This is a genomic window from Streptomyces sp. NPDC013187 (assembly GCF_042899705.1).
GTDB lineage: Bacteria > Actinomycetota > Actinomycetes > Streptomycetales > Streptomycetaceae > Streptomyces > Streptomyces hawaiiensis_A.
In genome coordinates this window covers 32,318-58,933 of record NZ_JBIBAF010000003.1, presented here as the reverse complement: position 1 = coordinate 58,933, position 26,616 = coordinate 32,318, and the positions used below count along the sequence as shown (strand labels likewise).

At 71.2% G+C, this 26,616-nt stretch carries 28 protein-coding genes; 14 read left to right on the top strand and 14 right to left on the bottom strand.

Features of this window, described 5'->3' with window-relative positions; genetic code table 11:
- Positions 1-2: 2 nt before the first annotated feature.
- The gene (locus ACFY5B_RS06335; protein WP_389966432.1) at positions 3-530 is read right to left on the bottom strand and encodes a hypothetical protein; all 528 of its coding nucleotides are present in this window, start codon (positions 528-530) and stop codon (positions 3-5) included.
- Positions 531-638: 108 nt separating this feature from the next.
- Positions 639-1,577, bottom strand: a complete 939-nt coding sequence (miaA, locus tag ACFY5B_RS06330; RefSeq protein ID WP_053671034.1) for a tRNA (adenosine(37)-N6)-dimethylallyltransferase MiaA — start codon at positions 1,575-1,577, stop codon at positions 639-641.
- 182 nt (positions 1,578-1,759) lie between these two features.
- Between miaA and ACFY5B_RS06325 the strand changes: the two genes are divergently transcribed.
- Both ACFY5B_RS06325 and ACFY5B_RS06320 read left to right on the top strand, forming a co-directional pair.
- Positions 1,760-2,074 (top strand): hypothetical protein, encoded by a 315-nt coding sequence (locus tag ACFY5B_RS06325; protein ID WP_389965292.1) that lies wholly within the window; start codon positions 1,760-1,762, stop codon positions 2,072-2,074.
- A 35-nt stretch (positions 2,075-2,109) separates the two neighbouring features.
- Complete coding sequence (locus ACFY5B_RS06320; RefSeq protein WP_389965289.1) at positions 2,110-2,502, top strand: antitoxin; 393 nt, start codon at positions 2,110-2,112, stop codon at positions 2,500-2,502.
- 326 nt (positions 2,503-2,828) lie between these two features.
- Here ACFY5B_RS06320 and ACFY5B_RS06315 read toward each other — a convergent pair whose 3' ends face one another.
- From ACFY5B_RS06315 to shiA, 5 genes are all read right to left on the bottom strand, one after another.
- Complete coding sequence (locus ACFY5B_RS06315; protein ID WP_389965286.1) at positions 2,829-3,542, bottom strand: class III extradiol dioxygenase subunit B-like domain-containing protein; 714 nt, start codon at positions 3,540-3,542, stop codon at positions 2,829-2,831.
- A gap of 234 nt (positions 3,543-3,776) precedes the next feature.
- Positions 3,777-5,300 carry a tRNA (N6-isopentenyl adenosine(37)-C2)-methylthiotransferase MiaB gene (gene miaB, locus ACFY5B_RS06310; protein ID WP_389965283.1) on the bottom strand — a complete coding sequence of 508 codons (1,524 nt, stop codon included), beginning with the start codon at positions 5,298-5,300 and terminating at the stop codon, positions 3,777-3,779.
- 100 nt (positions 5,301-5,400) lie between these two features.
- Complete coding sequence (locus tag ACFY5B_RS06305) at positions 5,401-7,212, bottom strand: bifunctional sugar phosphate isomerase/epimerase/4-hydroxyphenylpyruvate dioxygenase family protein (RefSeq protein WP_389965280.1); 1,812 nt, start codon at positions 7,210-7,212, stop codon at positions 5,401-5,403.
- Positions 7,205-8,182: a zinc-binding dehydrogenase gene (locus tag ACFY5B_RS06300; protein WP_389965277.1), complete on the bottom strand. Its 978-nt coding sequence runs from the start codon at positions 8,180-8,182 to the stop codon at positions 7,205-7,207. Before ACFY5B_RS06300 ends, ACFY5B_RS06305 begins: the two co-directional genes overlap by 8 nt.
- Positions 8,183-8,360: 178 nt before the next feature.
- Complete coding sequence (gene shiA / locus ACFY5B_RS06295; RefSeq protein WP_389965274.1) at positions 8,361-9,731, bottom strand: shikimate transporter; 1,371 nt, start codon at positions 9,729-9,731, stop codon at positions 8,361-8,363.
- A 400-nt stretch (positions 9,732-10,131) separates the two neighbouring features.
- On the opposite strand from shiA, the gene ACFY5B_RS06290 reads away from it, so the two are divergent.
- The gene (locus ACFY5B_RS06290) at positions 10,132-10,920 is read left to right on the top strand and encodes an IclR family transcriptional regulator (RefSeq protein WP_389966429.1); all 789 of its coding nucleotides are present in this window, start codon (positions 10,132-10,134) and stop codon (positions 10,918-10,920) included.
- Positions 10,921-11,053: 133 nt separating this feature from the next.
- On the opposite strand, the gene ACFY5B_RS06285 is transcribed toward ACFY5B_RS06290, so the two are convergent.
- Positions 11,054-11,707 carry a response regulator gene (locus tag ACFY5B_RS06285; RefSeq protein WP_389965271.1) on the bottom strand — a complete coding sequence of 218 codons (654 nt, stop codon included), beginning with the start codon at positions 11,705-11,707 and terminating at the stop codon, positions 11,054-11,056.
- A complete protein-coding gene (locus ACFY5B_RS06280) occupies positions 11,707-12,672 on the bottom strand; it encodes a sensor histidine kinase (protein ID WP_389965269.1) in 966 nt (321 codons plus the stop codon). The genes ACFY5B_RS06285 and ACFY5B_RS06280 overlap by 1 nt, the downstream gene beginning before the upstream one ends.
- A 226-nt stretch (positions 12,673-12,898) precedes the next feature.
- Here ACFY5B_RS06280 and ACFY5B_RS06275 point away from each other — a divergent pair, with 226 nt between their 5' ends.
- Positions 12,899-13,384: a cation:proton antiporter regulatory subunit gene (locus tag ACFY5B_RS06275; protein ID WP_389965266.1), complete on the top strand. Its 486-nt coding sequence runs from the start codon at positions 12,899-12,901 to the stop codon at positions 13,382-13,384.
- A gap of 4 nt (positions 13,385-13,388) precedes the next feature.
- The gene (locus ACFY5B_RS06270; protein WP_389965263.1) at positions 13,389-14,606 is read left to right on the top strand and encodes a cation:proton antiporter; all 1,218 of its coding nucleotides are present in this window, start codon (positions 13,389-13,391) and stop codon (positions 14,604-14,606) included.
- A gap of 49 nt (positions 14,607-14,655) precedes the next feature.
- Here the strand turns inward: ACFY5B_RS06270 and ACFY5B_RS06265 are convergent, their stop codons facing one another.
- Positions 14,656-15,063 (bottom strand): MazG nucleotide pyrophosphohydrolase domain-containing protein, encoded by a 408-nt coding sequence (locus ACFY5B_RS06265; protein WP_104781302.1) that lies wholly within the window; start codon positions 15,061-15,063, stop codon positions 14,656-14,658.
- A gap of 97 nt (positions 15,064-15,160) precedes the next feature.
- On the opposite strand from ACFY5B_RS06265, the gene ACFY5B_RS06260 reads away from it, so the two are divergent.
- Positions 15,161-16,162, top strand: coding sequence for a TAXI family TRAP transporter solute-binding subunit (locus ACFY5B_RS06260; RefSeq protein WP_389965260.1), 1,002 nt, complete (start codon positions 15,161-15,163; stop codon positions 16,160-16,162).
- A gap of 40 nt (positions 16,163-16,202) precedes the next feature.
- On the opposite strand, the gene ACFY5B_RS06255 is transcribed toward ACFY5B_RS06260, so the two are convergent.
- Complete coding sequence (locus tag ACFY5B_RS06255) at positions 16,203-17,609, bottom strand: ATP-binding protein (RefSeq protein ID WP_389965257.1); 1,407 nt, start codon at positions 17,607-17,609, stop codon at positions 16,203-16,205.
- 9 nt (positions 17,610-17,618) lie between these two features.
- Positions 17,619-18,305 (bottom strand): response regulator transcription factor, encoded by a 687-nt coding sequence (locus ACFY5B_RS06250; RefSeq protein WP_053671050.1) that lies wholly within the window; start codon positions 18,303-18,305, stop codon positions 17,619-17,621.
- Positions 18,306-18,594: 289 nt separating this feature from the next.
- Here ACFY5B_RS06250 and ACFY5B_RS06245 point away from each other — a divergent pair, with 289 nt between their 5' ends.
- The 8 genes from ACFY5B_RS06245 (at position 18,595) to ACFY5B_RS06210 (ending at position 25,239) form a co-directional block, all read left to right on the top strand.
- Positions 18,595-19,371, top strand: a complete 777-nt coding sequence (locus tag ACFY5B_RS06245) for an amino acid ABC transporter ATP-binding protein (protein ID WP_389965253.1) — start codon at positions 18,595-18,597, stop codon at positions 19,369-19,371.
- Positions 19,372-19,455: 84 nt separating this feature from the next.
- On the top strand, positions 19,456-20,298 hold the full coding sequence (locus tag ACFY5B_RS06240) for a transporter substrate-binding domain-containing protein (RefSeq protein WP_389965250.1): 843 nt from the start codon (positions 19,456-19,458) through the stop codon (positions 20,296-20,298).
- 84 nt (positions 20,299-20,382) lie between these two features.
- Positions 20,383-21,048, top strand: coding sequence for an amino acid ABC transporter permease (locus ACFY5B_RS06235; RefSeq protein WP_189592801.1), 666 nt, complete (start codon positions 20,383-20,385; stop codon positions 21,046-21,048).
- Positions 21,045-21,938, top strand: a complete 894-nt coding sequence (locus ACFY5B_RS06230) for an amino acid ABC transporter permease (protein ID WP_389965247.1) — start codon at positions 21,045-21,047, stop codon at positions 21,936-21,938. Before ACFY5B_RS06235 ends, ACFY5B_RS06230 begins: the two co-directional genes overlap by 4 nt.
- Before the next feature lie 175 nt (positions 21,939-22,113).
- A complete protein-coding gene (locus ACFY5B_RS06225) occupies positions 22,114-23,721 on the top strand; it encodes an FAD-dependent monooxygenase (protein ID WP_389965244.1) in 1,608 nt (535 codons plus the stop codon).
- Positions 23,722-24,030: 309 nt separating this feature from the next.
- Positions 24,031-24,192, top strand: a complete 162-nt coding sequence (locus ACFY5B_RS06220; protein WP_389965242.1) for a putative leader peptide — start codon at positions 24,031-24,033, stop codon at positions 24,190-24,192.
- Between the two features lie 94 nt (positions 24,193-24,286).
- The gene (locus tag ACFY5B_RS06215; RefSeq protein ID WP_389965240.1) at positions 24,287-24,823 is read left to right on the top strand and encodes a cysteine dioxygenase; all 537 of its coding nucleotides are present in this window, start codon (positions 24,287-24,289) and stop codon (positions 24,821-24,823) included.
- Positions 24,820-25,239 (top strand): rhodanese-like domain-containing protein, encoded by a 420-nt coding sequence (locus ACFY5B_RS06210; protein ID WP_389965238.1) that lies wholly within the window; start codon positions 24,820-24,822, stop codon positions 25,237-25,239. The genes ACFY5B_RS06215 and ACFY5B_RS06210 overlap by 4 nt, the downstream gene beginning before the upstream one ends.
- A gap of 12 nt (positions 25,240-25,251) precedes the next feature.
- On the opposite strand, the gene ACFY5B_RS06205 is transcribed toward ACFY5B_RS06210, so the two are convergent.
- Together ACFY5B_RS06205 and recX are read right to left on the bottom strand one after the other, a co-directional pair.
- The gene (locus tag ACFY5B_RS06205; protein ID WP_389965235.1) at positions 25,252-25,692 is read right to left on the bottom strand and encodes a GNAT family N-acetyltransferase; all 441 of its coding nucleotides are present in this window, start codon (positions 25,690-25,692) and stop codon (positions 25,252-25,254) included.
- A gap of 104 nt (positions 25,693-25,796) precedes the next feature.
- Positions 25,797-26,615, bottom strand: coding sequence for a recombination regulator RecX (recX, locus tag ACFY5B_RS06200; RefSeq protein WP_389965232.1), 819 nt, complete (start codon positions 26,613-26,615; stop codon positions 25,797-25,799).
- Between the last annotated feature and the right edge of the window lies 1 nt (position 26,616).

Here is a 26,616-nt window from a genome sequence, read left to right as displayed (position 1 = left end):
GGTCAGCGCAGCCGCGCCACACGCCACACGGCGAGGACCACCACGACGGCCACGACCAGGGCGTACGCAAGGACGACCCGCCAGTCGGCTCTGCGGCCGGAGCCGCGGGCCGGCAGGCCCGGCCACGTGTAGCCGACGCGGCGGGCGGCCATCATGCCCCACCCGGCCGCGCACGAGCAGATCAGCAGGCCCAGCATGGCGATGACGGCCCCGCTGTCGCCGAAGTCGAAGGCGAGCGGGAACGCGAACATCAGGGAGCCCAGTGCCGCGAGGCTCACGATGGGCGCGAGCTGCCAGATCCGCAGCCGGCGCTGCGGGCGCAGCTCGACCTCGACCTCGTCGGCGAACATCTCGCCGGGCTCCGGACCGTCGTCCGTCACGCCCTGCGTCTCGTCGGGCCCGTCGGAGCTGAGGTGCTCCGCTTCCTGCTCCGGTGCGTTCTGCTCCGACGCGTCCCCGCGCTCCGTCTCATCCCGCTCGGCGGTGATGTGATCGGTGCTTCGTGCGGTGTCGCGAGGGCCGGCCTCCATCGCCACGCGCCCTCCCAACTAGGACTCAGCTCGGTCGATCGAAGCTCGATGATGGCACGCCGCCGAAGGACCGGATGACGGCCTGGGCGTCCCGATGCCATGACGTGATCAGGCTGTGACCGGTCGTTCGACCAAGGACAGCGCGAGCTGCGGAAGTTCCGTGAGATCGGCCGCCGCCCCACTCAACCAGTGCACCCGCGGGTCGCGCCTGAACCATGAATCCTGGCGGCGCGCGAAGCGCTTGGTGGCACGCACGGTCTCGGCCCGCGCGTCGTCGAGCGTGCACTCCCCGGCGAGCGCCGCGAGCACCTGCTGGTAGCCGAGTGCGCGCGAGGCCGTACGCCCTTCGCGCAACCCCTGCGCCTCGAGAGCGCGCACCTCGTCCACGAGGCCGGCGTCCCACATCCGGTCGACCCGCCGCGCGATGCGCTCGTCGAGTTCGGGGCGGGCCACGTCGACGCCGATCTGAAGGGTGTCGTACACCGAGTCGTGGCCGGGGAGATTGGCCGTGAAGGGCCTGCCGGTGATCTCGATCACCTCGAGGGCGCGGACGACCCGGCGGCCGTTGCTCGGCAGGATCGCGCGGGCCGCCTCGGGGTCGGCGGCGGCCAGGCGGGCGTGCAGCGCACCGGAGCCGCGCAGGACGAGTTCCTCCTCCAGGCGGGCGCGGACCTCGGGGTCGGTGCCGGGGAACTCCAGGTTGTCGACGGCCCCGCGCACGTACAGCCCGGAACCGCCGACCAGGATCGGCCAGCGCCCCTCGGCGAGCAGCGCCTCGATCCGCTCGCGGGCCAGGCGCTGGTACTCGGCGACGGACGCCGTGACGGTCACGTCCCAGATGTCCAGCAGGTGGTGGGGGACGCCGTCGCGCTCCTCGGGCGTCAGCTTGGCGGTACCGATGTCCATCCCTCGGTAGAGCTGCATGGAGTCGGCGTTGACGACCTCGCCGCCGAGGCGCTGGGCCAGGAAGACGCCCAGATCGGACTTTCCGGCCGCAGTCGGTCCGACGACGGCGATGACGCGGGGGGCGGGGGGTGCACTGCTCACCGCCCCAGTCTCGCAAACCTCCAGCCCTGGTCTCGAACGAGTTACGTGACGCGGCGGACGCGGGGTCGTTGCCCGTTGCGAGGTTCCTGCCGCCGGATCGCAGAGGCGGTGGCCCGGGCCGCGCAAACTGACGCACCGGGCAACGCGGGATTTCGCCCGCACGAGTAACGTATGGAGTGGATATGGGCGTTTTTGCACGACTTCTCCGGCGGTCGAAGGCCACGGCGGAGACGCCTGCAGCCGAGGCTCAGAACGAGACGGTGAAGGCCGGGGCCGAGGCGGAGACGGCCGGGGCCGAGGCGGAGACGGCCGGGGCGCAGACGGCCGAGGCCGCCCAGACCGCCGGGACGAAGGGCGACGACGAGGCCCCCGAAGCGGCGGAGCCGGCGGCCGAGGCCACCCCCGAGGTCACCGAGGCCGAGGGCGTCGACATCCCCAAGCAGCAGTCCACCGAGAAGGCGGCCGACAACGAGGCCGGCGAGGGCGCCCGCAAGTGACCGCCCCTCTCGAGGGAAGGTGAGCCATGGGTCTCATGGACAACGTGAAAGCCAAGCTGGGCCCGGCCGCAGGCAAGGTCTCCGACCTCGCACAGCGGCATGAGGGCAAGATCCATCATGGTCTTGACAGGGCCGCGCAGGCCGTCGACAAGAGGACCAAGGGCAAGTACAGCGACAGGATCCAGTCGGGCACGGGCCGGGCCAAGGGCGCCATGGGCCGACTCACGCACCATGGCGACGGCGCACCGGAGACGGGCGGAACGACGACGTCCGGCGCGGCCGGCACGACGACGCCGCCCGGCACAGGACGGACGTCACCACCACGGGACGCGGCTCCCCCGACGGACGCGGCTCCCCCGACGGGCGCGGCTCCCCCCGCGGGCGCGGGTGGCACTCCGCCTCCGGAGGCGCCACCGCCCACGTCCTGAGCTCGCTTCGACGCCCAGGGCCCGAGCGCGCATCGGCACACTGCAGGACACATCGGCGGACGGCCGCGGAGCACGAGGGCTCCCGGCCGTCGGCCGTTCCCACACCCCGTTCCCACACCCCGCGGCCTCCAGGACCGTTCCCGCGCCCTGCGGACTCCAGGACCGTTCCCGCGCCCTGCGGACTCCAGGACCGTTCCCGCGCCCTGCGGACTCCCAACCGTTCCCGCCCCTGCGCCCGGGCTGGGGATCGTTCCCGCACCTGTGGCCCGGGCTAAGGGCCGTTCCCGCGCCCTGTGGCCCGGGCTACGACCGTTCCGCGGCCCGCGCTACGACCAGGCGGCGACGACGTACCCCACGCCGTACGGCGCGTCCTCGTACAGCAGTGAGCCGCCGAGGTCCGCGCCCTCGGCCGCGCCCGCCAGGACCTGCCAGGGAGCCCGGCCGGAGACCTTCAGCTCGTGGGCCGGTCCGCTGTCCAGCGCGGTGAGTGCGGCCAGGTCCGCCGCGCCGAGGGCCCGTGCGACCTGCGCGTCGAAGGGCGCCGCCCGTTCGTCCAGGTAGCCCGGAGCCTTGAGCGTCCGGCACGCGCTGGCGTCCCCCATCACCAGCAGGGCCACCCGCTCGTCCCGGGCGGCGAGCTCCCTCCCGAACCGCACGCACCGCTCGGTCGGACAGGACTCCCCCACCCCGCATCCCTCGACCGGGGCGTCGGACCACCCGGTCCGCTCCAGCAGCCAGGCGGCCACGCCCAGCGAGTACGGCAGCCGCGCTTCCGTGTCCGCGCCCTCGGCCGCTCCCAGCCGCACGTCCAGGTCGACGCCGAAGCCCCGGAAGGACCCCGCCGCGCCCGCCGGGTAGGTCTCGGGCCCGGCACCGCCGACCGGTCCGACGACCACGAGCCGTCCCGGCCGGGCGGCGGCGAGCACGCCCAGCGCGTCCGTGCAGGCGGCCCGCGCGGCATCCAGTTCCGGGGCGGCGCCCGCGGCGACCTCGGGAACCAGGAGGGGCGGGCAGGGGCAGACAGCGGCGGCGACAAGCATGATCGGCAGGGTAACTCTCAGGAGCCGCCGTCACCGCACAGGGCGGCAACGGTCCGGCTCAGTCGCAGCACACCCACCCGCCACGGCCGGCAAGACGGGGATGCCGGCGATCCGGCTCAGTCGCAGCCGCACCCACCCGCAACAGCCGGCAAGACCGGGATGCCGGCGATCCGGCTCAATCGCAGCCGCACCCACCCGCAACAGCCGGCAAGACCGGGATGCCGGCGATCCGGCTCAATCGCAGCCGCACCCGCTCGCCACGGCCGGCAGGGGCTCGGGGGCGCCGATCTTCGGCAGGCCCAGCATCACGCCGACGGGCTTGGCCTTCTCGGCCGCGTTCCGCTTCTCCCAGGCGTCGCCCGCGCGCGTGCGGCGCACGTCCAGCACGGTGCCCTCGGCGAGGAGGTGGTGCGGGGCGGCGTAGGTGATCTCGACCGTGACGACGTCGCCGGGGCGGACCTCCTGGTCCGGCTTGGTGAAGTGGACGAGGCGGTTGTCGGGGGCGCGGCCGGACAACCGGTGGGTGGTGTCGTCCTTGCGGCCCTCGCCCTCGGCGACCATCAGCTCCAGCGTGCGGCCGACCTGCTTCTTGTTCTCCTCCCAGGAGATCTCCTCCTGGAGGGCGACGAGCCGCTCGTAGCGCTCCTGGACGACCTTCTTGGGGACCTGGCCGTCCATCTCGGCGGCCGGGGTGCCGGGACGCTTGGAGTACTGGAACGTGAAGGCCTGTGCGAAGCGCGCCTCGCGGACCACGTGCAGCGTCTGTTCGAAGTCCTCCTCGGTCTCGCCGGGGAAGCCCACGATGATGTCCGTGCTGATCGCGGCGTGCGGGATGGCGGCGCGGACCTTCTCGATGATGCCGAGGAAGCGCTCCTGGCGGTAGGAGCGGCGCATCGCCTTCAGGACCGGGTCGGAGCCGGACTGGAGCGGCATGTGCAGCTGCGGCATCACGTTCGGCGTCTCGGCCATGGCGGCGATGACGTCGTCGGTGAAGTCCCGCGGGTGCGGGGAGGTGAAGCGGACGCGCTCCAGGCCGTCGATCTTCCCGCATGCGCGCAGCAGCTTGCTGAAGGCCTCGCGGTCGCCGATGTCCGAGCCGTAGGCGTTGACGTTCTGCCCGAGCAGCGTGATCTCGGAGACGCCCTCGGCGACCAGGGCCTCGATCTCGGCGAGGATGTCTCCGGGGCGGCGGTCCTTCTCCTTGCCGCGCAGGGCCGGGACGATGCAGAAGGTGCAGGTGTTGTTGCAGCCGACGGAGATGGAGACCCAGGCCGCGTAGGCGCTCTCGCGGCGGGTGGGCAGCGTCGAGGGGAACGCCTCCAGCGACTCGGCGATCTCGACCTGCGCCTCGTCCTGCACGCGCGCGCGTTCCAGCAGGACGGGCAGCTTGCCGATGTTGTGCGTACCGAAGACGACGTCCACCCAGGGCGCCCGCTTCACGATGGTGTCGCGGTCCTTCTGCGCCAGGCAGCCGCCGACCGCGATCTGCATACCGGGCCGGGCCGCCTTCTTCGGGGCGAGGTGGCCGAGGTTGCCGTACAGCTTGTTGTCGGCGTTCTCCCGCACGGCACAGGTGTTGAAGACGACGACGTCCGCCTCGTCGGCGCCCTGGGGCGCGCGGACGTAGCCCGCGTCCTCCAGCAGTCCGGACAATCGCTCGGAGTCGTGGACGTTCATCTGGCATCCGTAGGTTCGGATTTCATAGGTCTTAGATGATCGAACGTCCACTGCCGGGCTCCGGTCGCTGCTGCTGGTCATGGCTCAAGGGTAGGCGCTTCCCGGACGTCGGCGCCCACGAGGTGCTGTGGCCGTACGGGCTCCCGAGCCGCACGACGGCAGCCGGAGCGCGCGGATGCCCTCAGCGTCGCTGTGCGGCCAGCCGGACGGGGGCGTTGGCGGCGCCGTAGCCCCGGTAGCCGCCGGTGCGCTGGACGATCTCGAAGAAGACCCGGCCCACGGTGGCCGTGTAGCAGTGGTGGAACTCGCCCCCGTGTTCGTCGCGGTCGTACAGGATGCCGAGTTCCCGGTACGCGTCCAGGGTGCCGGGAGCGAACTCGTAGCGGGCGTCGAGGTCGTCGTAGTAGTTGGCGGGGATCTTCAGCAGTTCCGCGCCGGCGGCTCGGACGCGGCGGGCTGCTGCGGTGATGTCGTCGGTGGTGAGGGCGATGTGCTGGGCACGGGTGCGGGTCCCCGGGGCCGGGCCGGGAGCCAGGTTGAGGACCAGGCGCGGGGTGCCGCGGGCGCCGGTCATGGCCCTGCTGCGGAAGAGGCCGTAGGGGTCGGCCAGGTCGACGCTCTCGTGCGGGCGCAGACCCAGCACCGCGCGGTGGAAGAGGACGGCTTCGTCGAAGTGGTGCCAGGGCTGGGTCAGGGCCAGGTGGTCGACGCCGGTGAGGGACCCGGCCGGTGAGGGGTCCCGCCGCTCGTCCGAGGCAGCCGTGAGATCGGCGGCAGCCATGAAATCGGCGGTCCAGTCGGGGTGTCCGGGGCGCCGGGTGGCGCAGAAGAACAGTTCGGTGCCGTCGGGGGCGGCGACCGCGTCCAGCGGGACGTCGTCGCCGCCGCGGCGTCGGGGCAGGACGGGGGCGAGCAGGGACTCGGCACGCCGGGCGGCGGAGTGGGGGTCGGGGGTCTCCAGGCCGATGGCGGTGAGGGACGGGCCGTCGCCGCGGGTGCCGGTGCCGTGATTCACCAGGATGCGGGCGTCGCCCTGTGCCCAGAGGTCCACCGGCTCGCCGGTGTGCCGCCCGGTGCGCCGGAAGCCGAGTGCGGCCAGCAGGGTGGTGACGGGGAGCGGATCGACGGCGGCGATCTCGGCGAAGGCGACACCGGTCGGGGCGGCCGGGGCCGGGAGCGGTGAGATGTCCGCGCTCTCCTCCAGGGCGATCAGCGAGCGCAGCGCGTCGACCGCGGTGCTGCCCGCGTCCGCCTGGCGGAACACGTCGTTGAAGACCTCCAGGGAGAGCGGGCCCCGGTAGCCGGCGTTGACGGCGTGACGGACGAGAGAGGGCACGTCGAGACCGCCCTGGCCGGGGAAGCAACGGTAGTGGCGGCTCCACTGCAGGACGTCCATGGCCATCAACGGGGCGTCGGCGAGCTGCAGGAAGAAGATCTTCTCGCCGGGGATGTCCGCTGTGCCCTTGGGGTCCGAGCCGCGGGAGAGGATGTGGAAGCTGTCCAGGCAGACTCCGAGCGCGGGGTGGGCGGCGCGTTCGACGATGCGCCAGGCGTGGTCGTAGGTGCTGACGTGCCGACCCCAGGCGAGCGCCTCGTAGGCGATCCGCATGCCGGATTCCTGGGCCAGGCCGGCCAGCCGGCTCAGCTGCTCGGCGGCGAGGGCGTCGTCGTCGACGGCGTGCGGGGAGACGTTGGAGCACACCAGGAGCGTGTGGGTGCCGAGCCTGCGCATGACGTCGAACTTGCGCTCCGCCCGGCGCAGACCGCGTACGAACTCCTCCTCCGGCATGGCCTCGACGTCGCGCAGCGGCTGGTAGAGGTCGATGGTCAGCCCGAGGTCGGCGCAGCGGGCGCGGATCTCCTCCGGGGACAGGGGACTGGCGAGGAGGTCGTTCTCGAAGATCTCCACGCCGTCGAAGCCCGCGCGGGCGGCGGCGGTCAGCTTCTCGGTGAGGGAGCCGCTGAGACTCACCGTGGCGATGGACTTACGCATCCCGGTCCCCGATGCCGATCCAGGTCTTTCCCGCACGGTCGGCGGCGCCGGTGAACGCCTGCTGGGCCTCCTCGAGCGGGAAGCGGGCCTCGATGACGGCCGAGGGCCGGGCGCCGGGCAGCTCGGCGATCGCGGTGGCGAAATCGCCCGGGTGGTCGTAGATCATCGACCCGCGGAGCACCAGTTGACGGCGGACCACATCGTCGGTGGTCAGCGGCAGTGAGTGGGGATTGAGGCCGATCAGGACGACGGTGGCGCCGGGGGCGGCGCGGTCCACGGCCGGGCGCAGGGCGGGTGCGTGGCCCGAGGTCTCGAAGACGTACGTGTATCCGATGCCGCCGTCGTCGGGGATCGCGCCCAGCCGTTCGGCGCGGGCGAGCCGCTGGGGGTGCGGTTCGGTGACCACCGGCCGGATGCCGAGGCGGGCCAGGATCAAGCAGACGAGCAGTCCCTGGGCTCCGGCTCCCACGACCAGACAGCGGTCGGCGGGTGTCACTCCGCTGCGCCGGACGGCGGCCCGGGCCACGGCGTACGGTTCGGTGGCCGCGAGGTCGGCGCCGGTCGGGCCGTCCGGGACCGGATGGGCGAAACGCGCGGGCAGGGCGGCGCGTTCGGCGAGGACGCCGGGGGCGTTCAGCCCGACGATGGCACGGTGCGGGCAGGCCGAGGTCAGGCCGCTGAGGCAGTCCGCGCAGGTGAGGCAGGCGTAGTTGGGTTCGATGACGACCCTCTGTCCCACCTGGCGGTCGTGTACGTCGCTGCCGACGGCGGCGATCCGGCCGAAGCCCTCGTGGCCCATGACCCACGGGGTCGTGGGCGGCTGGCGTTTGCCGTGAAAGACGGCGAGGTCGGTACCGCACAACCCCACACCATCCATCTGAACGACGACGTCGTGCGGGCCGCAGGCGGGTTCCGGCCAGCCGTCGACGGTCTCGATCCTGCTCGGCCCTATGAGGACAGCTGCTTTCACCAGAACTCCTAGCAGTCCACTAGACGGATCACTAAATCCACTCTGCGGTCAGAGTAGGGGGCGGGCAGGCCCCCAACAAGACTGAGTGCGCAGTGAATACCGAGACTTGACATGAGTAAGGGCCCCGACGGCAAGGCCGGGGCCCCAGCAGACCCTGATTTCGGTCCAGGACGATCCGTCAGGCGGTCGCGTCCGCCGCCGCAGTCCTCTTCCGTACCTCGTCGGGGGCCCCGGCCGCCGCGTCGTCACCCTTGATGCGCAGCGCGACGAGGAAGGAGATGGCGCACCCGAGGGCGATGTAGGACGCCACCAGCGTCCAGGAGCCGCCCGCCCAGATCACCAGGGAGCTTGCGATGAGCGGGGTGAAGCCGCCGCCGATGGCGCTGGCGAGCTGGTAGCCGACACCGGCGCCGCTGTAGCGGTACTCGGGTCCGAACATGTCGGTGAACAGGGACTGCTGGACGGAGACCGCCATGTCGTGTGCGACGTTCACCAGCAGCACCGCGCAGGCGACGATCAGCACCATGGAGCCGGACTCCATCGCCCAGAAGTACGGCACCGCGCTCACGAGGCCCACCAGCGCGCCCCAGCAGTACAGCCTGCGACGCCCGAAGCGGTCGGCCAGGTAGGCGAACCCGGGGATGGTCAGGACGGCGAGGCCACCGACGGCCAGGTTGACGTCGAGCAGGCTGTCGCGGTTCAGGCCGAGTTCGCCGGCGCCGTAGGCGAGGCCGAAGGTGGTCACGCCGTAGAAGGTGAACAGCTCCACGAAACGCAGGCCGATGATGGCGAAGAAGCCCTTGGGATTGGACTTCACGGCGGCGATCAGCGGCACCTTCGGCCGGGCACCCTCGCTCATCGCGGCGACCTTCTCGGTGAAGACCTCGGACTCCTCGACCTTGGCCCGCACGATCAGGCCGACGATCACGAGGGCGGCGCTGATCAGGAACGGGATGCGCCAACCCCAGGACCGGAAGGCCGCGTCCGAAGTGGCCCCCGACATGATCTTGGTGATGAGAGTGGCGAGCAGCAGACCGACCGAGGCACCGACCTGCACGCCGCTGCTGTAGAGGGAGCGCCACTTGGCAGGGGCGTTCTCCACCGCCATCAGCGCGGCGCCGCCCCACTCACCGCCCACCGCGAAGCCCTGCGCCGCGCGCAGCACCACCAGCAGCACGGGGGCCCAGATCCCGGCCTGGGCGTAGGTCGGCAGGATACCGATCAGCGTGCTGGCCACACCCATGATCAGCATGGTGAGGACGAGCATCCGCTTGCGGCCGAGCCGGTCGCCGAAGTGGCCGAAGACGATGCCGCCGAGCGGGCGGAAGAGGAAGCCGACGCCGAAGGTGGCCCAGGCCGCCAGGGTGCCCACGGCCGGGGAGGCGTCCGGGAAGAACAGATCACCGAAGAGGAGTCCGGCGACGATGCCGTAGAGGAAGAAGTCGTACCAGTCGACGACCGCTCCCATGAAGCCGGCGATCGCCGCCCTCCTCGCGACGCCGGGGGCCCCGGCGCCGCCGGCCGTTGCCGGCTGCTGCGCACTGCTCATCTCACATACTCCCTTGGATGCTGCGACTCCCCGACCCGGCCGTGCCGTGCGCGCGGCGCAGGGCACATCGGGGCAGGGCACGGATGGCTATGGCGAGGACAGATGCCAGGGCGACGGCGGCGCTCGGCGGGTGGGGAGCGGCCGTCACCGGCAGACCGGGCCATCGCCACAGCGTGCGGGCGGCGGCCCTCAGAACAAGGTCCATTGAGCGGACCGATCAAACCAAGTAGCGGAAACATACGGGGCGGAATTTCCGTCATCAAGGGTTGCAGCAAGATTTCTTCGGCTTCATGGCTCCCCTGGTCCGCCTGATGGACTACCGTCGCGTAGTGAGCGCGGTGACGGTCACGGGAGATGCCGCGCGGAGCCGACCACCATGGGGAGCGGATTCGTGGACGACATGCAGGCAGAGGCCGAGGCGGCCCGGGAGCACAACGGGACGACGGGCGTCCGCAGCGTGCGGCGCGCCCTGGACATCCTCGGCCTGCTGAGCGAGGACCGCCCGGTCATCTCACTGCGCGAGATCATCGACGCCACCGGGCTGGCCAAGACCACCGTCCTGCGCTTGGTCCAGACCCTGGAGGAGAGCGGCCTGCTGTGGTCGCACCCGGCCGGCTACACCGCCGGGCCCGGCCTGTGGCGCTGGGCCTACCTGGCCCGCAGCCAGTGGGAGGTGCCGCAGGAGACCCGCAAGGTAATGCGCGACCTCGCCGACCGGCTGGGCGAGACGGTCAACATCTTCGTCGCCCGCGATGTGAGCCGCGTCTGTGTCGCGCACGAGGAGAGCCCGCACCCCCTGCGTCACGTCGTCGACGTCGGCGACGAACAGCCCCTGTGGGCCGGCGCCTCCTCCAAGATCCTGCTGCGCGACGTCTCGGAGACCCTGCTGCGCCGGGTCGCCGCCGCCTCCCCCCACGGCGAGGCGCACGTCGACCGGCTGCGCGCCTGGGTGCAGGAGGCCGCGCAGCGCGGCTACGCGGTCAGCAGCAGCGAGTGGGACGAGGGGCTGACCGCCGTCGCCGTGCCGGTCGCCGGCCGTTCGGGTTCGGTCGTCGCCTCGCTCTCCCTCAGCGGTCCCAGCCACCGCTTCCCCTACGAGGCCGTGGAGCGGTTCGCCAGCGACCTCGCGGAGTCGGCCGCGCTCATCTCGGCCCAGGGATTCAGCCACCCGCTCAGCCAAAGCCGCTGAACTCGTCGGGGCCGCCAGGGCTTCAGCGACCCGCTCGGCCCCAAGCCGCTGGCCTGTCGGCCGCCGTGGGAACCACAGGGGCAGGCGGTCGCCGGGTGGGGCTCTGCGGCCCGGCAGGGCCCCCGCACCGGGCTCAGGGCTCGATGAGCCCGGCCCTGATCGCGTACCGGGTCAGCTCCAGGCGGTCGCGCATGCCGAGCTTCTGCAGGAGGTTGGCGCGGTGGCGTTCCACCGTCTTGGCGCTGATGAAGAGGAGTTCCCCGATCTCCTTCGAGGTGTGACCCTCGGCGACCAGCTTGAGGATCTCCTCCTCGCGTTCGGTGATGGCCCGCTCAGGCAGGCCGTCACCGCGGTGCAGCCGCTCCAGGTAGGAGCGGACAAGGGCGCGTTCGGCACCCGGGTAGATGAACGGCTCGTCGCGCACGGCGGCCCGGCAGGCCTCGACCAGGTCACGGTCGGCGACGGACTTGAGCACATAGCCGCTGGCTCCGGCCCTGAGCGCCTCGAAGAAGTACTCCTCGTTGTCGTACATCGTCAGGATCAGGATGTGCAGGCCGGGCATCCGGCGGGAGAGTTCCCGGGCGGCCTGGAGGCCGGTCGTGCGGGGCATGGCGATGTCCAGGACGGCGAGGTCCACCGGGGTCTCCCGGGCCTTGGCGACGGCCTCGGCGCCGTCCGCGGCCTCGGCCACGACCGTGAGGTCGGGCTCGCCGTCCAGGATGAGGCGCACACCCCGGCGTACGAGGGTGTGGTCGTCGGCGAGCAGGACACGGATCGGTGTGGTCATCAGCGGGGTCCTTCGGTCACGGGTGCGTGCCGTGTCACCGGTACGCGCAGCCGTACCTCGGTGCCCCCGCCCGGCGCCGGCTGCAGGGTCAGGGCGGCACCGATCAGCAGGGCGCGCTCGCGCATGCCCGTGAGGCCGGCGCCCTCGGGGGCGTCACCGACGCCTGTCCCGTTGTCGCGTACGAGGAGTTCGACGCCGTCGGGGACCGGCTGGAGGCGGAGTTCGGCACGGTCGGCGGCGGCGTGCCGGGCGGTGTTGGTCAGGCCCTCCTGGGCGACGCGGTAGACGACGAGTTCCGCCTCCGGTGTCAGGGCGGGGAGCTCACCGGTGATGTGGTGGCGCACGGTCAGTCCGCGGGTCGTGAACTCGCCGGCCAGCGAACGCAGGGCGCTGGCCAGCCCGAGTTCCTCCAGTACGCCTGGGCGCAGGCGGCGGGCGATCCGGCGGATCTCGTCCAGGCCGGCCCGGGTCGCCTCCTGTGCCTGGCCCACCTCCTCGCGCAGGTCCTCGGGTGCCCGGTCGGCGACGCGTTTGAGCTGGAGGAGGACGGCGGTGAGGGTCTGCCCGACCTCGTCGTGGAGCTCCCGGGCGATCCGGTGCCGTTCGCTCTCCTGTGCGGACAGGGCCCGGGCGGCGCCCGCGGCCCGCTCGGCCTCCAGCCGGTCGAGCATCGTGTTGTACGTCGTGATCAGCCCGGCCGTCTCCGCCGGCCCCGCGACCACGGGCCGGGAGCCCGGACGCAGCAGGTCCGCGGTGGCCATGGCCCGGTCGAGACGCTGCAGGGGCACCAGGCCGTACCGGAGCACGAGCGCGTTGCCGGCGAGCAGCACCGCCAGGCCGCCGAGCAGGACGAGGGCCTCGCCGGCGAGGACGGGGGTGGAGACGGTGACCGGACCGAGCAGCAGCGCCGTGGCCACGACCAGGCCGACGGCGTTGAGCGAGAAGATCCGCCAGAACAACGACACGCCTCTGGATCCGCTCCTTCCCGACGCCGCGCAGTGCACCACCCCCTCCACCCTCTCCGGCGACCGGCCGCTGCGTATATCCGTCACGACACCCATGTCGTCACCGTACGGCCGGATGGGAGCATGCGGAGTTGACTCGTCCGATGATCGGCTCCGTTCATCAGGCCGACGAAGTGCGACAACCAAGACGAACAGACGACGAACAAGACGAACAAGGGGAAGCAACGTGTCAGCTCCGCGCCTGAAGGCGACGCCGCTGCCGGGCATCGGGGTCCAGTACGACCTGGAGACCCGGGAACACCGCCATCTGTCGGTGGTGGCGCACCGCGACGGCACGCGCACGGTGAACGTGTACCGGTCCGACGATCCCGACTCGTGCGCGCAGTCGCTGAAGCTGACCAGCTCGGAGGCGGGCTCGCTGATCGACGCGCTGAAGCCGTCCCACCACAGCCCGAGCCTGCTGTACACCACGGACCTCGGACTGGTGGCCGAGCGGATCGAGGTGTCCGCGACCTCGCGCTGGAACGGGCGGGTGCTGGGCGACATGCGGATGCGGACGGAGACGGGCGCGTCGGTGGTGGCCGTGCTGCGCCGGGCCGAGGCCATCCCGTCGCCCGCGCCGGACTTCCGGCTGTCGGGCGGTGACACGCTGATCGTCGTCGGGACCCGCGAGGGCGTCGACGCGGCCGCGACCATACTCGGGCGGGAGTGAACTCTTGCACTCCGCTGTTCTGCTCATCGAGTTCGGTTCCATCATTCTCGGCCTCGGCCTGCTCGGCCGGTTCGCCGCCCGGTTCCAGCTCTCGCCGATCCCCCTGTATCTCCTGGCCGGTCTGGCCTTCGGTGAGGGCGGTCTGCTGCCGCTCGGCGCGAGCGAGGAGTTCATCGCCACGGGCGCGGAGATCGGCGTCATCCTGCTGCTGCTGATGCTGGGCCTGGAGTACACGGCGAGCGATCTGGTCTCCAACCTCAAGACCCACTACCCGTCCGGTCTGGTCGACTGCGCCCTCAACGCGCTGCCCGGGGCGGCCGTGGCGCTGCTGCTCGGCTGGGGCCCGGTGGCCGCGGTCGTGCTGGCCGGTGTCACCTGGATCTCGTCGTCCGGCGTGATCGCGAAGGTGCTGGGCGATCTGGGCCGGGTCGGCAACCGCGAGACGCCGGTGATCCTCAGCGTGCTGGTGCTGGAGGATCTGGCGATGGCGGTGTACCTGCCCATCGTCACGGCGTTGGTGGCGGGCGTCGGCCTGATGGCCGGCAGCGTGACCCTGGCGATCGCGTTGGGCGCGGCCGGACTCGTGCTGTTCCTGGCCGTGCGCTACGGCAGGCTCATCTCACGGTTCGTCTCCAGCGACGACCCGGAGAAGCTGCTGCTGGTCGTGCTGGGCCTGACGATCCTGGTCGCGGGTGTCGCGCAGCAGCTGCAGGTGTCGGCGGCGGTCGGGGCCTTCCTGGTGGGCATCGCGCTGTCGGGGGAGGTCGCGGAGGGCGCCCACACCCTGCTGAGCCCGCTGCGTGACCTGTTCGCCGCGGTCTTCTTCGTCTTCTTCGGGCTGCACACCGACCCGTCGAGCATCCCGCCCGTCCTGCTGCCCGCGCTCGGGCTGGCCGTCGTCACCGCGCTGACGAAGATCGCCACCGGGTACTGGGCTGCCCGGCGGGCCGGGATCTCCGTCAAGGGCCGCTGGCGGGCGGGTGGCGCACTGGTGGCGCGCGGAGAGTTCTCGATCGTCATCGCGGGGCTCGCGGTCGCGGCCGGTATCGAACCGTCCCTCGGCCCCCTGGCCACGGCCTATGTGCTGATCCTGGTCGTCCTCGGCCCGCTCACCGCGCGCTACACCGAGCCGGTGGCGACGTGGTGGTCCCGACGCCGCGAGCCCCACCGCCCGGAGCCCGCGCCCCGGGCGGCCGAGGCGGAGGCACCGGTCGCCGACTGAGGAGGGCGGGCCGAGGCGCCGGGGCGTGACCTCCGGGGCATGCCCCAGGTCAGGCGCCCCCGCCCGGCACCCACCCCTGCCTGCGCAGTACCCCCGGCACGTCCGGCGCCTCGTAGTGCTCGCCCTTGAGGACCTTGCCGTCCTCGCGGCGGGACACCGAGCCGTCGGGGCCGATCTTCGTCATGTTGGAGCGGTGGATCTCGGCGAGCACCGCGTCGAGGTCGATGCCGTGCACGAGGGCGGTGCCGTACGCGACGTAGACGACGTCCGCCAGCTCGTGGGCGAGCCGGTCGAGCGGCCCCCGCACCGACACCTCGGCGACCTCCGCCGCCTCCTCCGCGAGGAGTTCGCCCCGGTGGGCCGCCAGTTCCGGGGAGACCTCCGTCGGCGTACTGCGGGCGTCCAGGCCGAAGGCGCGGTGGAATTCACGGACCAGGTCAGCGGGCGAAGAGCTCATGGGGAACGACTGTAGTGGCGGCCACCGGCACTCCCCCGTCCCCGGCTTGTGACCCCTGCCCTGGTCAGGGGGCCACCCGGCTGGCAGGATCGCCCGCATGTCCAGAACGCTCCCCCGTATCGGCAGGCGTCGGGCCCTGCAGGGCGGCGCCGCCTCCCTCGTGGTCCTCGGCCTGCTGATGTGGTGGCTCCGCCCCTGGGCCGAGGAGCCGCCGAGCGGGACCATCACGTTCAGCACGGGCACGCGCGCGGGCGTCTACCACGAGTACGGCAAGCTCCTGAGCGACGAGATCGACAAGGACATGCCCGACCTGAAGGTGCGGCTGCAGCCCAGTGCCGGTTCGCAGGAGAACGTCGCGGACGTGGCGAGGGGCGACGCGGACTTCGCGATCGCCGCGGCCGACGCGGTCGCCACATACAAGCTGGGCAAGGGCCCGGGCGCCGACCGGCTGCGCGGCGTCGCCCGCCTGTACGACGACTACGTCCAGCTCGTCGTGCCGCCGGACTCGGACATCCGCTCCGTCGCGGACCTGCGGGGCAAGCGCGTGGCCATAGGGCTGCCCGACTCCGGTGTGCGGCTGATAGCGAACGGCGTGCTCAAGGCGGCCGGCATCGACCCGGAGAAGGACATCAAGCCGTCGTCGGACGGCATCGACACCGGACCCAAGCGGCTGGGCCACGGCCTGGACGCGTTCTTCTGGTCGGGCGGCCTGCCCACCGACGGGCTCAGCCGCCCGGCCAAGAAGTCGGCGTCGGCCTTCCGGTTCGTGCCGATCGACGCCACGCTCGTGGCCAGACTGCACGACCAGGGCGGCGCCACGCGCTACTACCGGGCCACGAAGATGCCGGAATCGGCCTACCCCACCATCCAGCGCGGCAAGGCGATACCGACGCTCGCGGTGTCCAACCTGCTGATCACGCGCAGCGACATGGATCCGCGGCTCACCGAGTGGCTGACCCGTACGGTGCTCGACAGCCGGGACCTCATCGGGGAGAAAGTCCACTCCGCCCAGCTGGTCGACGTGCGCACGGCGATCTACACCGACCCGCTGCAACTGCACGCCGGCGCCCAGCGCTACTACCAGTCGGTCAAGCCGTAGCGCCCCGGCAGACCGCGGCGGCGCCGCAGGCGCCGTCCCGTCAGGCCGTGGGCGCCGACCTCGGTACCGCCACCGTCACCTTCAGTCCGTGCGGCTCATGACGGTCGTACGTGATGGAACCGCCGCCCGCCGCGAGCAGCGCCCGCGAGATGGACAGCCCGAGGCCCGAGCCCTTGATGTTCTGGTGGCGGCCGCTGCGCCAGAAGCGGTCACCGACGCGGGCCAGCTCCTCCTCGGTCAGGCCCGGGCCCTGGTCGGTCACGACGACGGTGGAGGTGTCGCCGTTGGAGGCGACGGTGACCTCGACGGTCCGCTCCTCGGGCGTGAACTTCACGGCGTTGTCGATGACCGCGTCCAGCGCGCTGGACAGCGCGACCGGGTCGGCCCACGCGGTCGTCGGCGGGCAGTCCCCCACCAGACGCACGCCCTTGGCCTCGGCGGTCGGAGCCCAGGCCGCGAGGCGTTCGGCGGCGAGCTCGCCGATGTCGGTGATCCTGAGATCCGCCTCGGTGTGCTCGGCCAGCGCCAGGTCGAGCAGGTCGTCCAGGACCTGTGCGAGACGCTTGCCCTCGGCCTGGACCGAGGCGATCTCCTGATTGCCCTCGGGCAGTTCGAACGAGAGCAGCTCGATGCGCAGCAGCAGCGCGGCGAGGGGGTTGCGCAGCTGGTGGGAGGCGTCGGCGACGAAGGCGCGCTGCTGCTCCAGCACGTCCTCGACGTTGTCCGCCATCTCGTTGAACGACCGGGCCAGCCGCTGGAGTTCCGGCGGCCCGCCGGCGGCGGCGACCCGGGACTTGAGCCGGCCGGTGGCGATGTCGTGGGTGGTGGCGTCCAGGACGCGCACGGGCTTGAGCACCCAGCCGGTCAGCCGCAGGGCGGCACCGACGGCCAGCAGCATCGCGGCGAACTCGCCCGCGCCGATGACCAGCCAGCCGTGCAGGGTGCGTGAGCGCAGCTGCCCGGTGGGCGAGTCGGTGACGACGACCGCGACGACGTCGCCGTCCCGGATGACCGGAGAGGCGACCACGAGGTTGCGGCGCTGCCAGGGCCACACCTGCTTCGGGTCGTGGCTGCGGCGGCTGAGCTTCGCCTCGGCGAAGGCGTCCCGCACCTCGCCCTCCTGAGGCAGCGACCACTCGGCGGGGGCGTGGGCCATGGCCCGGCCGGTGCGGTAGAAGACACCGGACCGGATGCCGTACACCTCGTAGTAGCTGCGCAGCTCGCTGCTGAGGGTGGCCAGGCGCTCGTTCTCGAAGGCGCCGGTGGTGCCGTCGGGCGAGTCGGTGACGAACTGGGCGAGGGCGGCGAAGCGCGCCGTGTCGTCGATCCGGTCGACGACGACCTTCTGCTGCTGGGCGCCGGCGAGACTGACGGCGAGCGGGATACCGAGCGCGAGCAGAACGGCCGCCATCAGGACGATGAGCAGCGGGAGCAGACGAGTGCGCACCCGGCCCCGCTACCCGGCAGGCGCGACGAGCCGGTAACCGACTCCGCGGACGGTCTCGATGAGGGCCGGCATCCGGAGCTTGGCGCGCAGGGACGCGACGTGCACCTCCAAGGTGCGCCCGGTGCCCTCCCAACTGGTCTGCCACACCTCGCTGATGATCTGCTCCCGGCGGAAGACCACTCCGGGCCGCTGCGCGAGCAGGGCCAGCAGGTCGAACTCCTTGCGGGTCAGGCTGATCACCGACCCGTCCACACTGACCCGGCGGGTGGGCAGCTCGATGTGTACCGGGCCGAGGCGCAGCTCGGTCTCGATGCCGCTGGAGGTGTCCTCGTGGGAGGTGCGCCGGCTGACCGCGTGGATGCGGGCGAGCAGCTCCCCTGTGTCGTAGGGCTTCACCACGTAGTCGTCGGCGCCGAGGTTGAGGCCGTGGATGCGGGAGCGCACGTCGGAGCGCGCGGTGACCATGATCACCGGGGTGCTGGTGCGCTTGCGGATCTTGCCGCAGACCTCGTATCCGTCCTGGTCGGGCAGGCCGAGGTCGAGGAGGACGACGCCGAAGCAGTCGCCCTCGGGGACGAGTGCCTGAAGGGCCTCCTCACCGCTGCGCGCGTGCGTGACGTCGAACCCGTGCCGCGCCAGAACAGCCGACAGGGCGGCGGCGACGTGGTTGTCGTCCTCGACGAGCAGCAGTCTCATCCGGTCCCCCTTCAGTTCACTGGCCGTACGATCTGTATGTGTACACAACGCGTGCACACGCCCGCGTGCATCTTGTGCAGTCACGCTGATGGATGAGGACGGCGTCAAGAGAGTTCCGGTTGCGGAGCCCTTCCGTTACCCGGCCGATATCAGCGCTGCTCACAAGTGCTACGACACGTGTCCGATTGCTATCGGATCGTGATGCTCAGATTCCCCTCAGATGTAATGACGCAGGTCGTAGAGGGTTACTACTGTCCTCCGAAACCGAGGAGGACGGAGCCTGAGAGCGATGACCGAAGTATCGGTGGCCAAGGAAGATGTGGCCGCGACCGGCGATCTGGTCGTCCTGAAGAGCGTCAACAAGCACTTCGGCGCGTTGCACGTACTCCAGGACATCGACCTGACGATCGCCCGCGGTGAAGTCGTCGTGGTCATCGGACCCTCCGGGTCCGGCAAGTCCACCCTGTGCCGCACCATCAACCGCCTGGAGACGATCGACTCCGGCTCGATCGCGATCGACGGCAAGCCGCTGCCCGCCGAGGGCAGGGAGCTGGCCCGGCTGCGGGCCGACGTCGGGATGGTCTTCCAGTCCTTCAATCTCTTCGCGCACAAGACCGTGCTCGAGAACGTGATGCTCGGCCAGATCAAGGTCCGCAAGAAGGACAAGAAGGCGGCCGAGGAGCGGGCCCGGGCCCTGCTCGACCGGGTCGGCGTGGGCGCGCAGGCCGAGAAGTACCCGGCTCAGCTCTCCGGCGGTCAGCAGCAGCGCGTCGCCATCGCGCGGGCCCTGGCCATGGAGCCGAAGGTGATGCTCTTCGACGAGCCGACCTCCGCGCTCGACCCCGAGATGATCAACGAGGTGCTGGAGGTCATGCAGCAGCTCGCCCGCGACGGCATGACCATGATCGTCGTCACCCATGAGATGGGTTTCGCACGATCGGCCGCAAACCGCGTGGTGTTCATGGCGGACGGCCGGATCGTCGAGGAGGCTGCGCCCGACCAGTTCTTCAGCAACCCGCGCAGCGACCGTGCCAAGGACTTCCTTTCCAAGATCCTGCACCACTGACGGCGCGGGTCGCGTCCGACGCGCACCCCGCGCCGCCCGCCCCTTGAGGGCCCGCATCTCTTCACCAGCCAAAGGATGTTCATCATGAAGCTCCGCAAGGTCACCGCCGCCTCGGCCACCGTCTTCGCCCTCGCCCTCACCGCCACCGCGTGTGGCGGCGACAACAGCACGGGCGGCGACTCCGGCTCCGACGGCGGCGGCAAGACGATCACGGTCGGCATCAAGTTCGACCAGCCCGGCCTCGGCCAGAAGACGCCGCAGGGTTACGCCGGCTTCGACGTCGACGTCGCCACGTACGTCGCGAAGAAGCTCGGCTACGACGCGGACCAGATCGAGTGGAAGGAAGCGAAGAGCGCCGACCGCGAGACCATGCTCCAGCGTGGTGACGTCGACTTCATCGCCGCGACCTACTCGATCACCCCCGAGCGCCAGGAGAAGGTCGACTTCGCCGGGCCTTACCTGCTGGCGCACCAGGATGTTCTGGTTCGTGCGGACGACAACAAGATCAAGTCGCCGAAGGACCTGAACAACGCCAAGCTGTGCTCGGTCACCGGCTCCACCTCGGCGCAGAACGTCAAGGACAAGCTGGCTCCCAAGGCGCAGCTGCAGCCGTACCCGACGTACTCCGCATGCCTTCCCGGCCTGCAGAACGGTGCCGTCGACGCGCTGACCACCGACGACTCGATCCTCGCCGGTTACGCCGCCCAGTCGCAGTTCAAGGGCAAGTTCAAGCTCGGCGGCTTCAAGCTGACGAACGAGAACTACGGCATCGGCGTCAAGAAGGGCAGCGACCTCAAGGACAAGATCAACAAGGCCCTTGAGGACATGGTCGCCGACAAGGCCTGGCAGGAGGCCGTGGACAAGAACCTCGGCCCGGCCAACTACAAGAACGAGCCGGCGCCGAAGATCGGCGAAATCAAGAGCTGAGGCAGCGCCTGACAGGGTGCGCCGCCCACCGGAGGGGGCGGCGCACCGGCGTGGACATCCCTACACGCGGAAGCACGGGAGATCGTGTTCGACTTTCTTGAGGATTACGACCTGCTGGGAGCCTTCTGGACGACAGTGCAGCTCGCTGTGCTCTCCGCCGTCGGCTCCCTGATCTGGGGCACTCTGCTGGCCGCCATGCGCGTCGGGCCGGTGCCGCTGATGCGCGGCTTCGGGACCGCGTACGTGAACATCGTGCGGAACATCCCGTTGACCGTCATCATCCTGTTCACGTCGCTGGGCCTGAACCAGACGTTGGGGGTCTCCCTCGGCGCGAACGATGTCGAGACGATCAACTTCCGGCTCGCCGTACTGGGCCTGATTCTCTACACCTCGTCCTTCGTGTGCGAGGCGCTGCGCTCCGGCATCAACACGGTGCCGGTCGGGCAGGCGGAGGCGGCCCGCGCGATCGGCCTGAACTTCAACCAGGTGCTCGGTCTGGTCGTGCTGCCGCAGGCGTTCCGTTCGTCCGTCGTCCCGCTCGCGAACGTGCTGATCGCCCTCATCAAGAACACCACGGTGGCCGCCGCCATCGGTGTCGCCGAAGCGGCGGTACTGATGAAGGAGATGATCGAGAACGAGGCACAGCTGCTGCTGATCTCGGCGATCATCGCGTTCGGTTTCGTGATCCTGACGCTGCCGACCGGCCTGTTCCTCGGCTGGGTGGGCAAGAAGGTGGCGGTGAAGCGATGAGCTCCGTTCTGTACGACGCGCAGGGGCCTCGCGCCAAGCGTCGCAACGTGGTCCTCACGGTGGTCTTCCTGGTCGCCGTCGCCGCCCTGCTGTGGTGGGTGTTCGGGACCCTCAAGGACAAGGGCCAGCTGGAGTGGGCCCTGTGGGAGCCGTTCGTCCACACTGAGGCCTGGTCCACGTACATCTGGCCGGGTCTGCAGAACACCCTGAAGGCCGCCGCCCTGGCGGTGATCATCGCGATGCCGCTGGGCGCGGTCCTCGGCATCGCCCGCCTGTCGGACCACGTGTGGGTCAGGGTGCCGGCCGCGGTCGTGGTCGAGTTCTTCCGGTCCATCCCCGTGCTGGTCCTGATGATCTTCGGCCTCGCCCTCTTCGCCGAATACACCAACGTCACCTCCGACGACCGTCCGCTCTACGCGGTCGTCACCGGCCTGGTGCTGTACAACGCCTCCGTCCTGGCGGAGATCGTCCGGGCGGGCATCCTGTCCCTGCCCAAGGGGCAGTCCGAAGCGGCGATGGCGATCGGCCTGCGCAAGGGCCAGCTGATGCGCCTGGTCCTGCTGCCGCAGGCTGTCACGGCGATGCTCCCGGCCATCGTCAGCCAGCTCGTCGTCATCGTGAAGGACACCGCGCTCGGCGGCGCCGTCCTCACCTACTCCGAGCTGCTCTCCTCGGCGAACACGATGAGCGGCTACTACGGCGCGAACATCATCGCCAGCTTCACGGTCGTGGCTGTCATCTTCATCGCGCTCAACTTCGCCCTCACCTCGTTCGCCAGCTGGCTGGAGCGCCGACTGCGGCGGGCCAAGAAGTCGACGGGCGCGGTCGTGGGCCCGCACGACGCGGAGATCGCCGGCACGGCGGGGACCGGTGCCGGAGGCACCGTCTGACACCCGGTCACCTCGCGTGACACACTAGGGGCAGTGGCATGATCGCCACTGCCCCTGGTCACTTGACGCAAGCACCGGCAATGGGTTGCATACGTTCTGTGATCGTGCACCCTGCTCCAACTTCCTGTTCACCTACGTCTCTCAGGACACCACCGCGGGCAGGGGGCGCCACGCCGTGGACCCGGTGATCATCGTCGGAGCGGGGCCCGTCGGGCTCACGCTCGCCCTGGCGCTGGCACGTCAGGAGGTGCCCTGCGTCGTCCTCGACGAGGGCCCGGGCAAGGACGAACCCCGCGCGGCGCGCACCGTCGTCCTGCGCGAGGACACCGCCGCTCTGATGGAACGGCTGACCGGCATGCCCCTCGCACGGGCCGGTGCGCACTGGGCCGGATGGCGGTCGATGCGGCGCAAGCAGGTGATGCGCGAGGTGGTTTTCGACGACACCGAGCCCGCCCCCCTGCACATCGCCCAGCACGTGCTGACCGGCGCCCTGCGCGCCGCCCTCGCGGGCGAACGGCTCGTCAAGATCGCGGTGGAGAGCCGTCTCGACGGCCTCGAACAGGAGCCCTCGGGCGTCACAGCCCACACCCGCGGCCCCAAGGGCACTTGGTGGCGCGGCAGTTACCTGGTCGGTTGCGACGGTCCCCGCTCGACCGTGCGCAAGATCCAGGACATCCGCTTCCCCGGCCGTACGGCGGTGGAACGTCACGCCGTCGCCGCGCTCCGTACGGAACTGCCCTGGTACGACGAGGCGTTGCTGCACCGCCTGCCGCCGTGGCGCATGTCCGGGCCCTCGGCCGGCGAGGTCACGGCGCGTCCGCTGCCGGACGGCGTCTGGCGCCTGGACTGGCTCCTGCCGCCCGGCAAGGACCTGGTCACCCCCGAACTGCTGCTCACCCGGATCCGGGAGACCCTGGCCGGCTGGGCGGGCGGCACGACCCCGCCGTACGAGCTGCTGGACACCGGAGTCCACACCGTCCACCACCGGCTGGCCCGCCGCTGGCGCGCCGACCGCGTGTTCCTCGCCGGTGACGCGGCCCACCTGCTCGGCGCGCTGGGCACGCACGGGCTGGACGAGGGACTGCGGGACGCCGACAACCTCGCCTGGAAGCTTGCCCTGGCCTGGCACCACGGGCCGCACGAGTCGCTCCTCGACAGCTACCAGACGGAACGCCGGGCGGTCGTCGCCGCCCGGCTCCGCGCCGCCGACCAGGCACTGCCGTTGCTGCGCGGCGGTGGCGGGTTGCGGGCCGTCGTCCCGGGAGCGTCCCGGGGCCACGACGCCCTGCTGACCGAGGGGCACTTGGGGCACGGCCAGCTCGGCGCGCCGGGGTCGTACGCCGACTCGCCGCTCGCCCCCCGGCACCTCGAAGGGGAGGTCCCCGTCGACACACCGCCCGGAGCACCGGTCACCGACGTACGGGTCACAGCGGAGGACGGCACCTTCGTACGGCTGCGGGACCGGCTCGGCCGCGGTGCGCTGCTCGTGGTGCTGATCGCGCCGGGCACAGGTGTCTGGGAGCGCAAGCACTGGGTCAGCGCGGGCATCATGCCGCAGCTCGCGGCGGCGGTCACGGCACTGCCGCACCCCGCCGAGCTGCTCGTCGCCGAGAGCTATCCCGGTGCGGCCGCGCACACCGTGCTGCTGGTACGTCCCGACGGGCACCTCGTCACCGCGCTGGGCGGAGTGCGCCCGGCCGATCTGTACGCCGCGGCGGAGGCCACGGTGGGCGGACCGGTGAAGGCGGAGGCAGAGGCCGGTGCTTCGGCCGGTTCACGCTGAGGTCGGCCCTGAGGGGCCCGCGCCCCCGAGGGCCGGTCCAGGGGATCGGTCCAGGGGATCGGTCCAGGGGATCGGTCCAGGGGATCGGTCCAGGGGATCGGTCCAGGGGATCGGTCCGGGGGATCGGTCCGGGGGTTCGATCCCCCGGGTTCGGTCCCGGGGGATCGGTCCAGGGGATCGGTCCGGGGGTTCGATCCCCCGGGTTCGGTCCAGGGGATCGGTCCGGGGGTTCGATCCCCCGGGTTCGGTCCAGGGTTCGGTCCAGGGATCGGTCCAGGGTTCGGTCCCGGGGATCGGTCCCGATGTGATGTGCTCACTGTCACAGAGCGTCCGCATGGTGACAGTGAGTTGACCCGCCCGGGCGGCCGTGGTGTACTCCGGTGCGTGACCGACACCTGTGTGCGCCTGTGGCGGAGGGTCCATATGGACCTCCTCCGCTATGCGGGCTGCGTGTGTCGCCCGTCCTGCTGATTTCGCATTCCTCTTCTTCTGTGCGCGCGCCGCGCTCTGTCCGGCTGCCGCGCCTCGCCCGCGAACCCTCATCAGGACCTTCAGGACGGCACCCGTGTCTGTACCCCCTTCTGCAACCCCCTCTGTCTCCACCGGTCCGGCTCCCACCCAGGCCGACCTCTACGACTTCGTCCGGCGCACGGCCGACGACACCGAGCTGATCGACTCCCTGCCGCTCGACCCGGAGGGCCGCACGTGGGTGCGGCTGGACGGGCCCGGCGGCAGCGAAGCATGGCTGATCGGCTGGCCCCCCGGCACGGGCACCGGCTGGCACGACCACGCCGACTCGGTCGGCGCCTTTCTGACCGCCTCGGGCGAACTCAAGGAGAACTCGCTCGCCGCTCGGCTGCCCACCGACGGCTGGAAGACCCTGGAACTCACCGACGACGTGGACCGGGAACGCCGGCTGCGGGCCGGCCAGGGCCGCGCCTTCGGCCGGCACCACGTGCACGAGGTGCTCAACGAGTCCCCCGACCGGCACGCGATCTCCGTCCACGCCTACTACCCGCCTCTGCCGCAGATCCGCCGCTACAGCCGCAGTGGCTCCATCCTGCGGCTCGAGCAGGTCGAGCGACCGGAGGACTGGCAGTGAGCGCCGCACCCGGGCCGACGAGCCGCGACACCCAACCGCCGGTCGGCATCGACGAGTTGCTGGAGCGGGTCCGGGCGGGTTACGAACGGATCGAACCGCGAGCCGCGTACGAGGCTGCCCAGGCCGGTGACGCGCTCCTGGTCGACATCCGCTACGCCGCCCTGCGCGATCGGGACGGCCTCATCCCCGGCGCCCTGGTCGTCGAGCGCAACGAACTGGAATGGCGCCTCGACCCCCAGGGCAGCCACCGCCTCCCCGAGGCCACGAGCCACGCCCTGCGCATCGTCGTGATCTGCAACGAGGGCTACGCGTCCAGCCTGGCGGCCCAGTCCTTGCACCAGCTGGGCCTGCACCGGGCAACGGACCTGGTCGGGGGCTTCCAGGCATGGCGAGGGGCGGGGTTGCCGGTGGAGTGAGAGCGAGGGTTGCTAGGGAATGTAGCGGCGGAAACCCTCTGCCAGAGCTTCAAAACCGCACGCCTTGTAAAAGGTGTGGACGTACTCGTCGTCCGCGGCCAGGAGCTGAACCTTGTAGCAGCCCGCAGCCTCACCCAGCCGAACAGCAGCCTCCATCAGCTGACGGCCGACACCGCTCCGCTGGAAGAAGCCGGCCACCACGACGTTCTCCACGAACAGGATGGCCCGGCCGCCGCGCGTGAAGTTCGGCAAGACGATGCAATCCGCCGTCCCGACCACAGTGCCATCGGCATCAGCCACCAGGATCGTACGGCCCTGCTGACTTGATATGGCCGCCCAGATGGCGTCTGCGGACTCCTGAGGCAACGGCGCATCGTCCGGGTTCAACTCGCTGTACAGAGCAAGCAACGCAGACACGTCCCTCTCGGCTGCTGAGCGCACATCGATCTTCATGCGCTGAGCCTAGGACGCACACAGGCGTTGAGCGGCGGCAGTTGCTCGCCGGGACCATGCAACTGCTCCGGGTCCCAGAGCTCATCCCGTCGGCGTTACCCCCCTCAGAACTCCTCGTCCCCGAGGAACTCCGTGTCCTCCCCCTCTTCCTCCAGCGCCTGCCGGACCACCCGCAGGGCCATGCCCTCGGGGTAGCCCTTGCGGGCGAGCATCCCCGCCAGGCGGCGGAGGCGTTTGTCCCGGTCGAGTCCTCGGGTGGAGCGGAGCTTGCGTGCGACGAGCTCGCGTGCGGTCTCCTCCTCCTGCTCGGAGTCGAGCTGGGAGACCGCCTCGTCGATCAGGGTGGAGTCGACGCCCTTGGTTCGCAGCTCCCGGGCGAGCGCACGCCGGGCGAGCCCTCTGCCGTGGTGGCGGGACTCCACCCAGGCGTCCGCGAAGGCACTGTCGTTGATGAGGCCGACCTCTTCGAACCGTGAGAGCACCTCTTCGGCGGCGTCGTCCGGGATCTGCCGCTTGCGCAGGGCGTCGGCGAGTTGCTTGCGGGTCCGTGGGGTCCCGGTGAGCAGGCGCAGGCAGATCGCCCGAGCCCGCTCGACCGGGTCCCCCGGAGGTGCCTCCTGCTCGGCCCTCGACGAGGAGAGGGCACCTCCGTCCTCGGTTTCGGCCGCCGCCTCACCGAAGCCACGCCGACGACGACCACGCCTGCCGCGCGGCCCGCCGTCACGCGAGCCGCCTCTGGGTGAGCCGCCCCCGTGCGGCCCGGTGTCGTCCCCGTCTCCGTACAGCCGGTCACCCTCGAGTGGGGTGTCCCCGAAGCCGTCCACCTCCTCCACGGCCGAGCCCGTGTCGCCTCCGGTGCCCCTCCCCCGTGAGGCACCGGAGGAGGCGTACTCGTACTCCGCCCAGTCGGTTCGCCGTGTCACA

What these genes read in the sequence shown, in the direction of transcription:
- ACFY5B_RS06335 (WP_389966432.1), bottom strand. Translation starts at nt 530, where the DNA reads ATGGAGGCCGGCCCTCGCGACACCGCACGAAGCACCGATCACATCACC.
- ACFY5B_RS06325 (WP_389965292.1), top strand. Translation starts at nt 1,760, where the DNA reads ATGGGCGTTTTTGCACGACTTCTCCGGCGGTCGAAGGCCACGGCGGAG.
- ACFY5B_RS06320 (WP_389965289.1), top strand. Translation starts at nt 2,110, where the DNA reads ATGGACAACGTGAAAGCCAAGCTGGGCCCGGCCGCAGGCAAGGTCTCC.
- ACFY5B_RS06315 (WP_389965286.1), bottom strand. Translation starts at nt 3,542, where the DNA reads ATGCTTGTCGCCGCCGCTGTCTGCCCCTGCCCGCCCCTCCTGGTTCCC.
- miaB (WP_389965283.1), bottom strand. Translation starts at nt 5,300, where the DNA reads ATGACCAGCAGCAGCGACCGGAGCCCGGCAGTGGACGTTCGATCATCT.
- ACFY5B_RS06305 (WP_389965280.1), bottom strand. Translation starts at nt 7,212, where the DNA reads ATGCGTAAGTCCATCGCCACGGTGAGTCTCAGCGGCTCCCTCACCGAG.
- shiA (WP_389965274.1), bottom strand. Translation starts at nt 9,731, where the DNA reads ATGAGCAGTGCGCAGCAGCCGGCAACGGCCGGCGGCGCCGGGGCCCCC.
- ACFY5B_RS06290 (WP_389966429.1), top strand. Translation starts at nt 10,132, where the DNA reads ATGCAGGCAGAGGCCGAGGCGGCCCGGGAGCACAACGGGACGACGGGC.
- ACFY5B_RS06285 (WP_389965271.1), bottom strand. Translation starts at nt 11,707, where the DNA reads ATGACCACACCGATCCGTGTCCTGCTCGCCGACGACCACACCCTCGTA.
- ACFY5B_RS06265 (WP_104781302.1), bottom strand. Translation starts at nt 15,063, where the DNA reads ATGAGCTCTTCGCCCGCTGACCTGGTCCGTGAATTCCACCGCGCCTTC.
- ACFY5B_RS06260 (WP_389965260.1), top strand. Translation starts at nt 15,161, where the DNA reads ATGTCCAGAACGCTCCCCCGTATCGGCAGGCGTCGGGCCCTGCAGGGC.
- ACFY5B_RS06250 (WP_053671050.1), bottom strand. Translation starts at nt 18,305, where the DNA reads ATGAGACTGCTGCTCGTCGAGGACGACAACCACGTCGCCGCCGCCCTG.
- ACFY5B_RS06245 (WP_389965253.1), top strand. Translation starts at nt 18,595, where the DNA reads ATGACCGAAGTATCGGTGGCCAAGGAAGATGTGGCCGCGACCGGCGAT.
- ACFY5B_RS06240 (WP_389965250.1), top strand. Translation starts at nt 19,456, where the DNA reads ATGAAGCTCCGCAAGGTCACCGCCGCCTCGGCCACCGTCTTCGCCCTC.
- ACFY5B_RS06230 (WP_389965247.1), top strand. Translation starts at nt 21,045, where the DNA reads ATGAGCTCCGTTCTGTACGACGCGCAGGGGCCTCGCGCCAAGCGTCGC.
- ACFY5B_RS06205 (WP_389965235.1), bottom strand. Translation starts at nt 25,692, where the DNA reads ATGAAGATCGATGTGCGCTCAGCAGCCGAGAGGGACGTGTCTGCGTTG.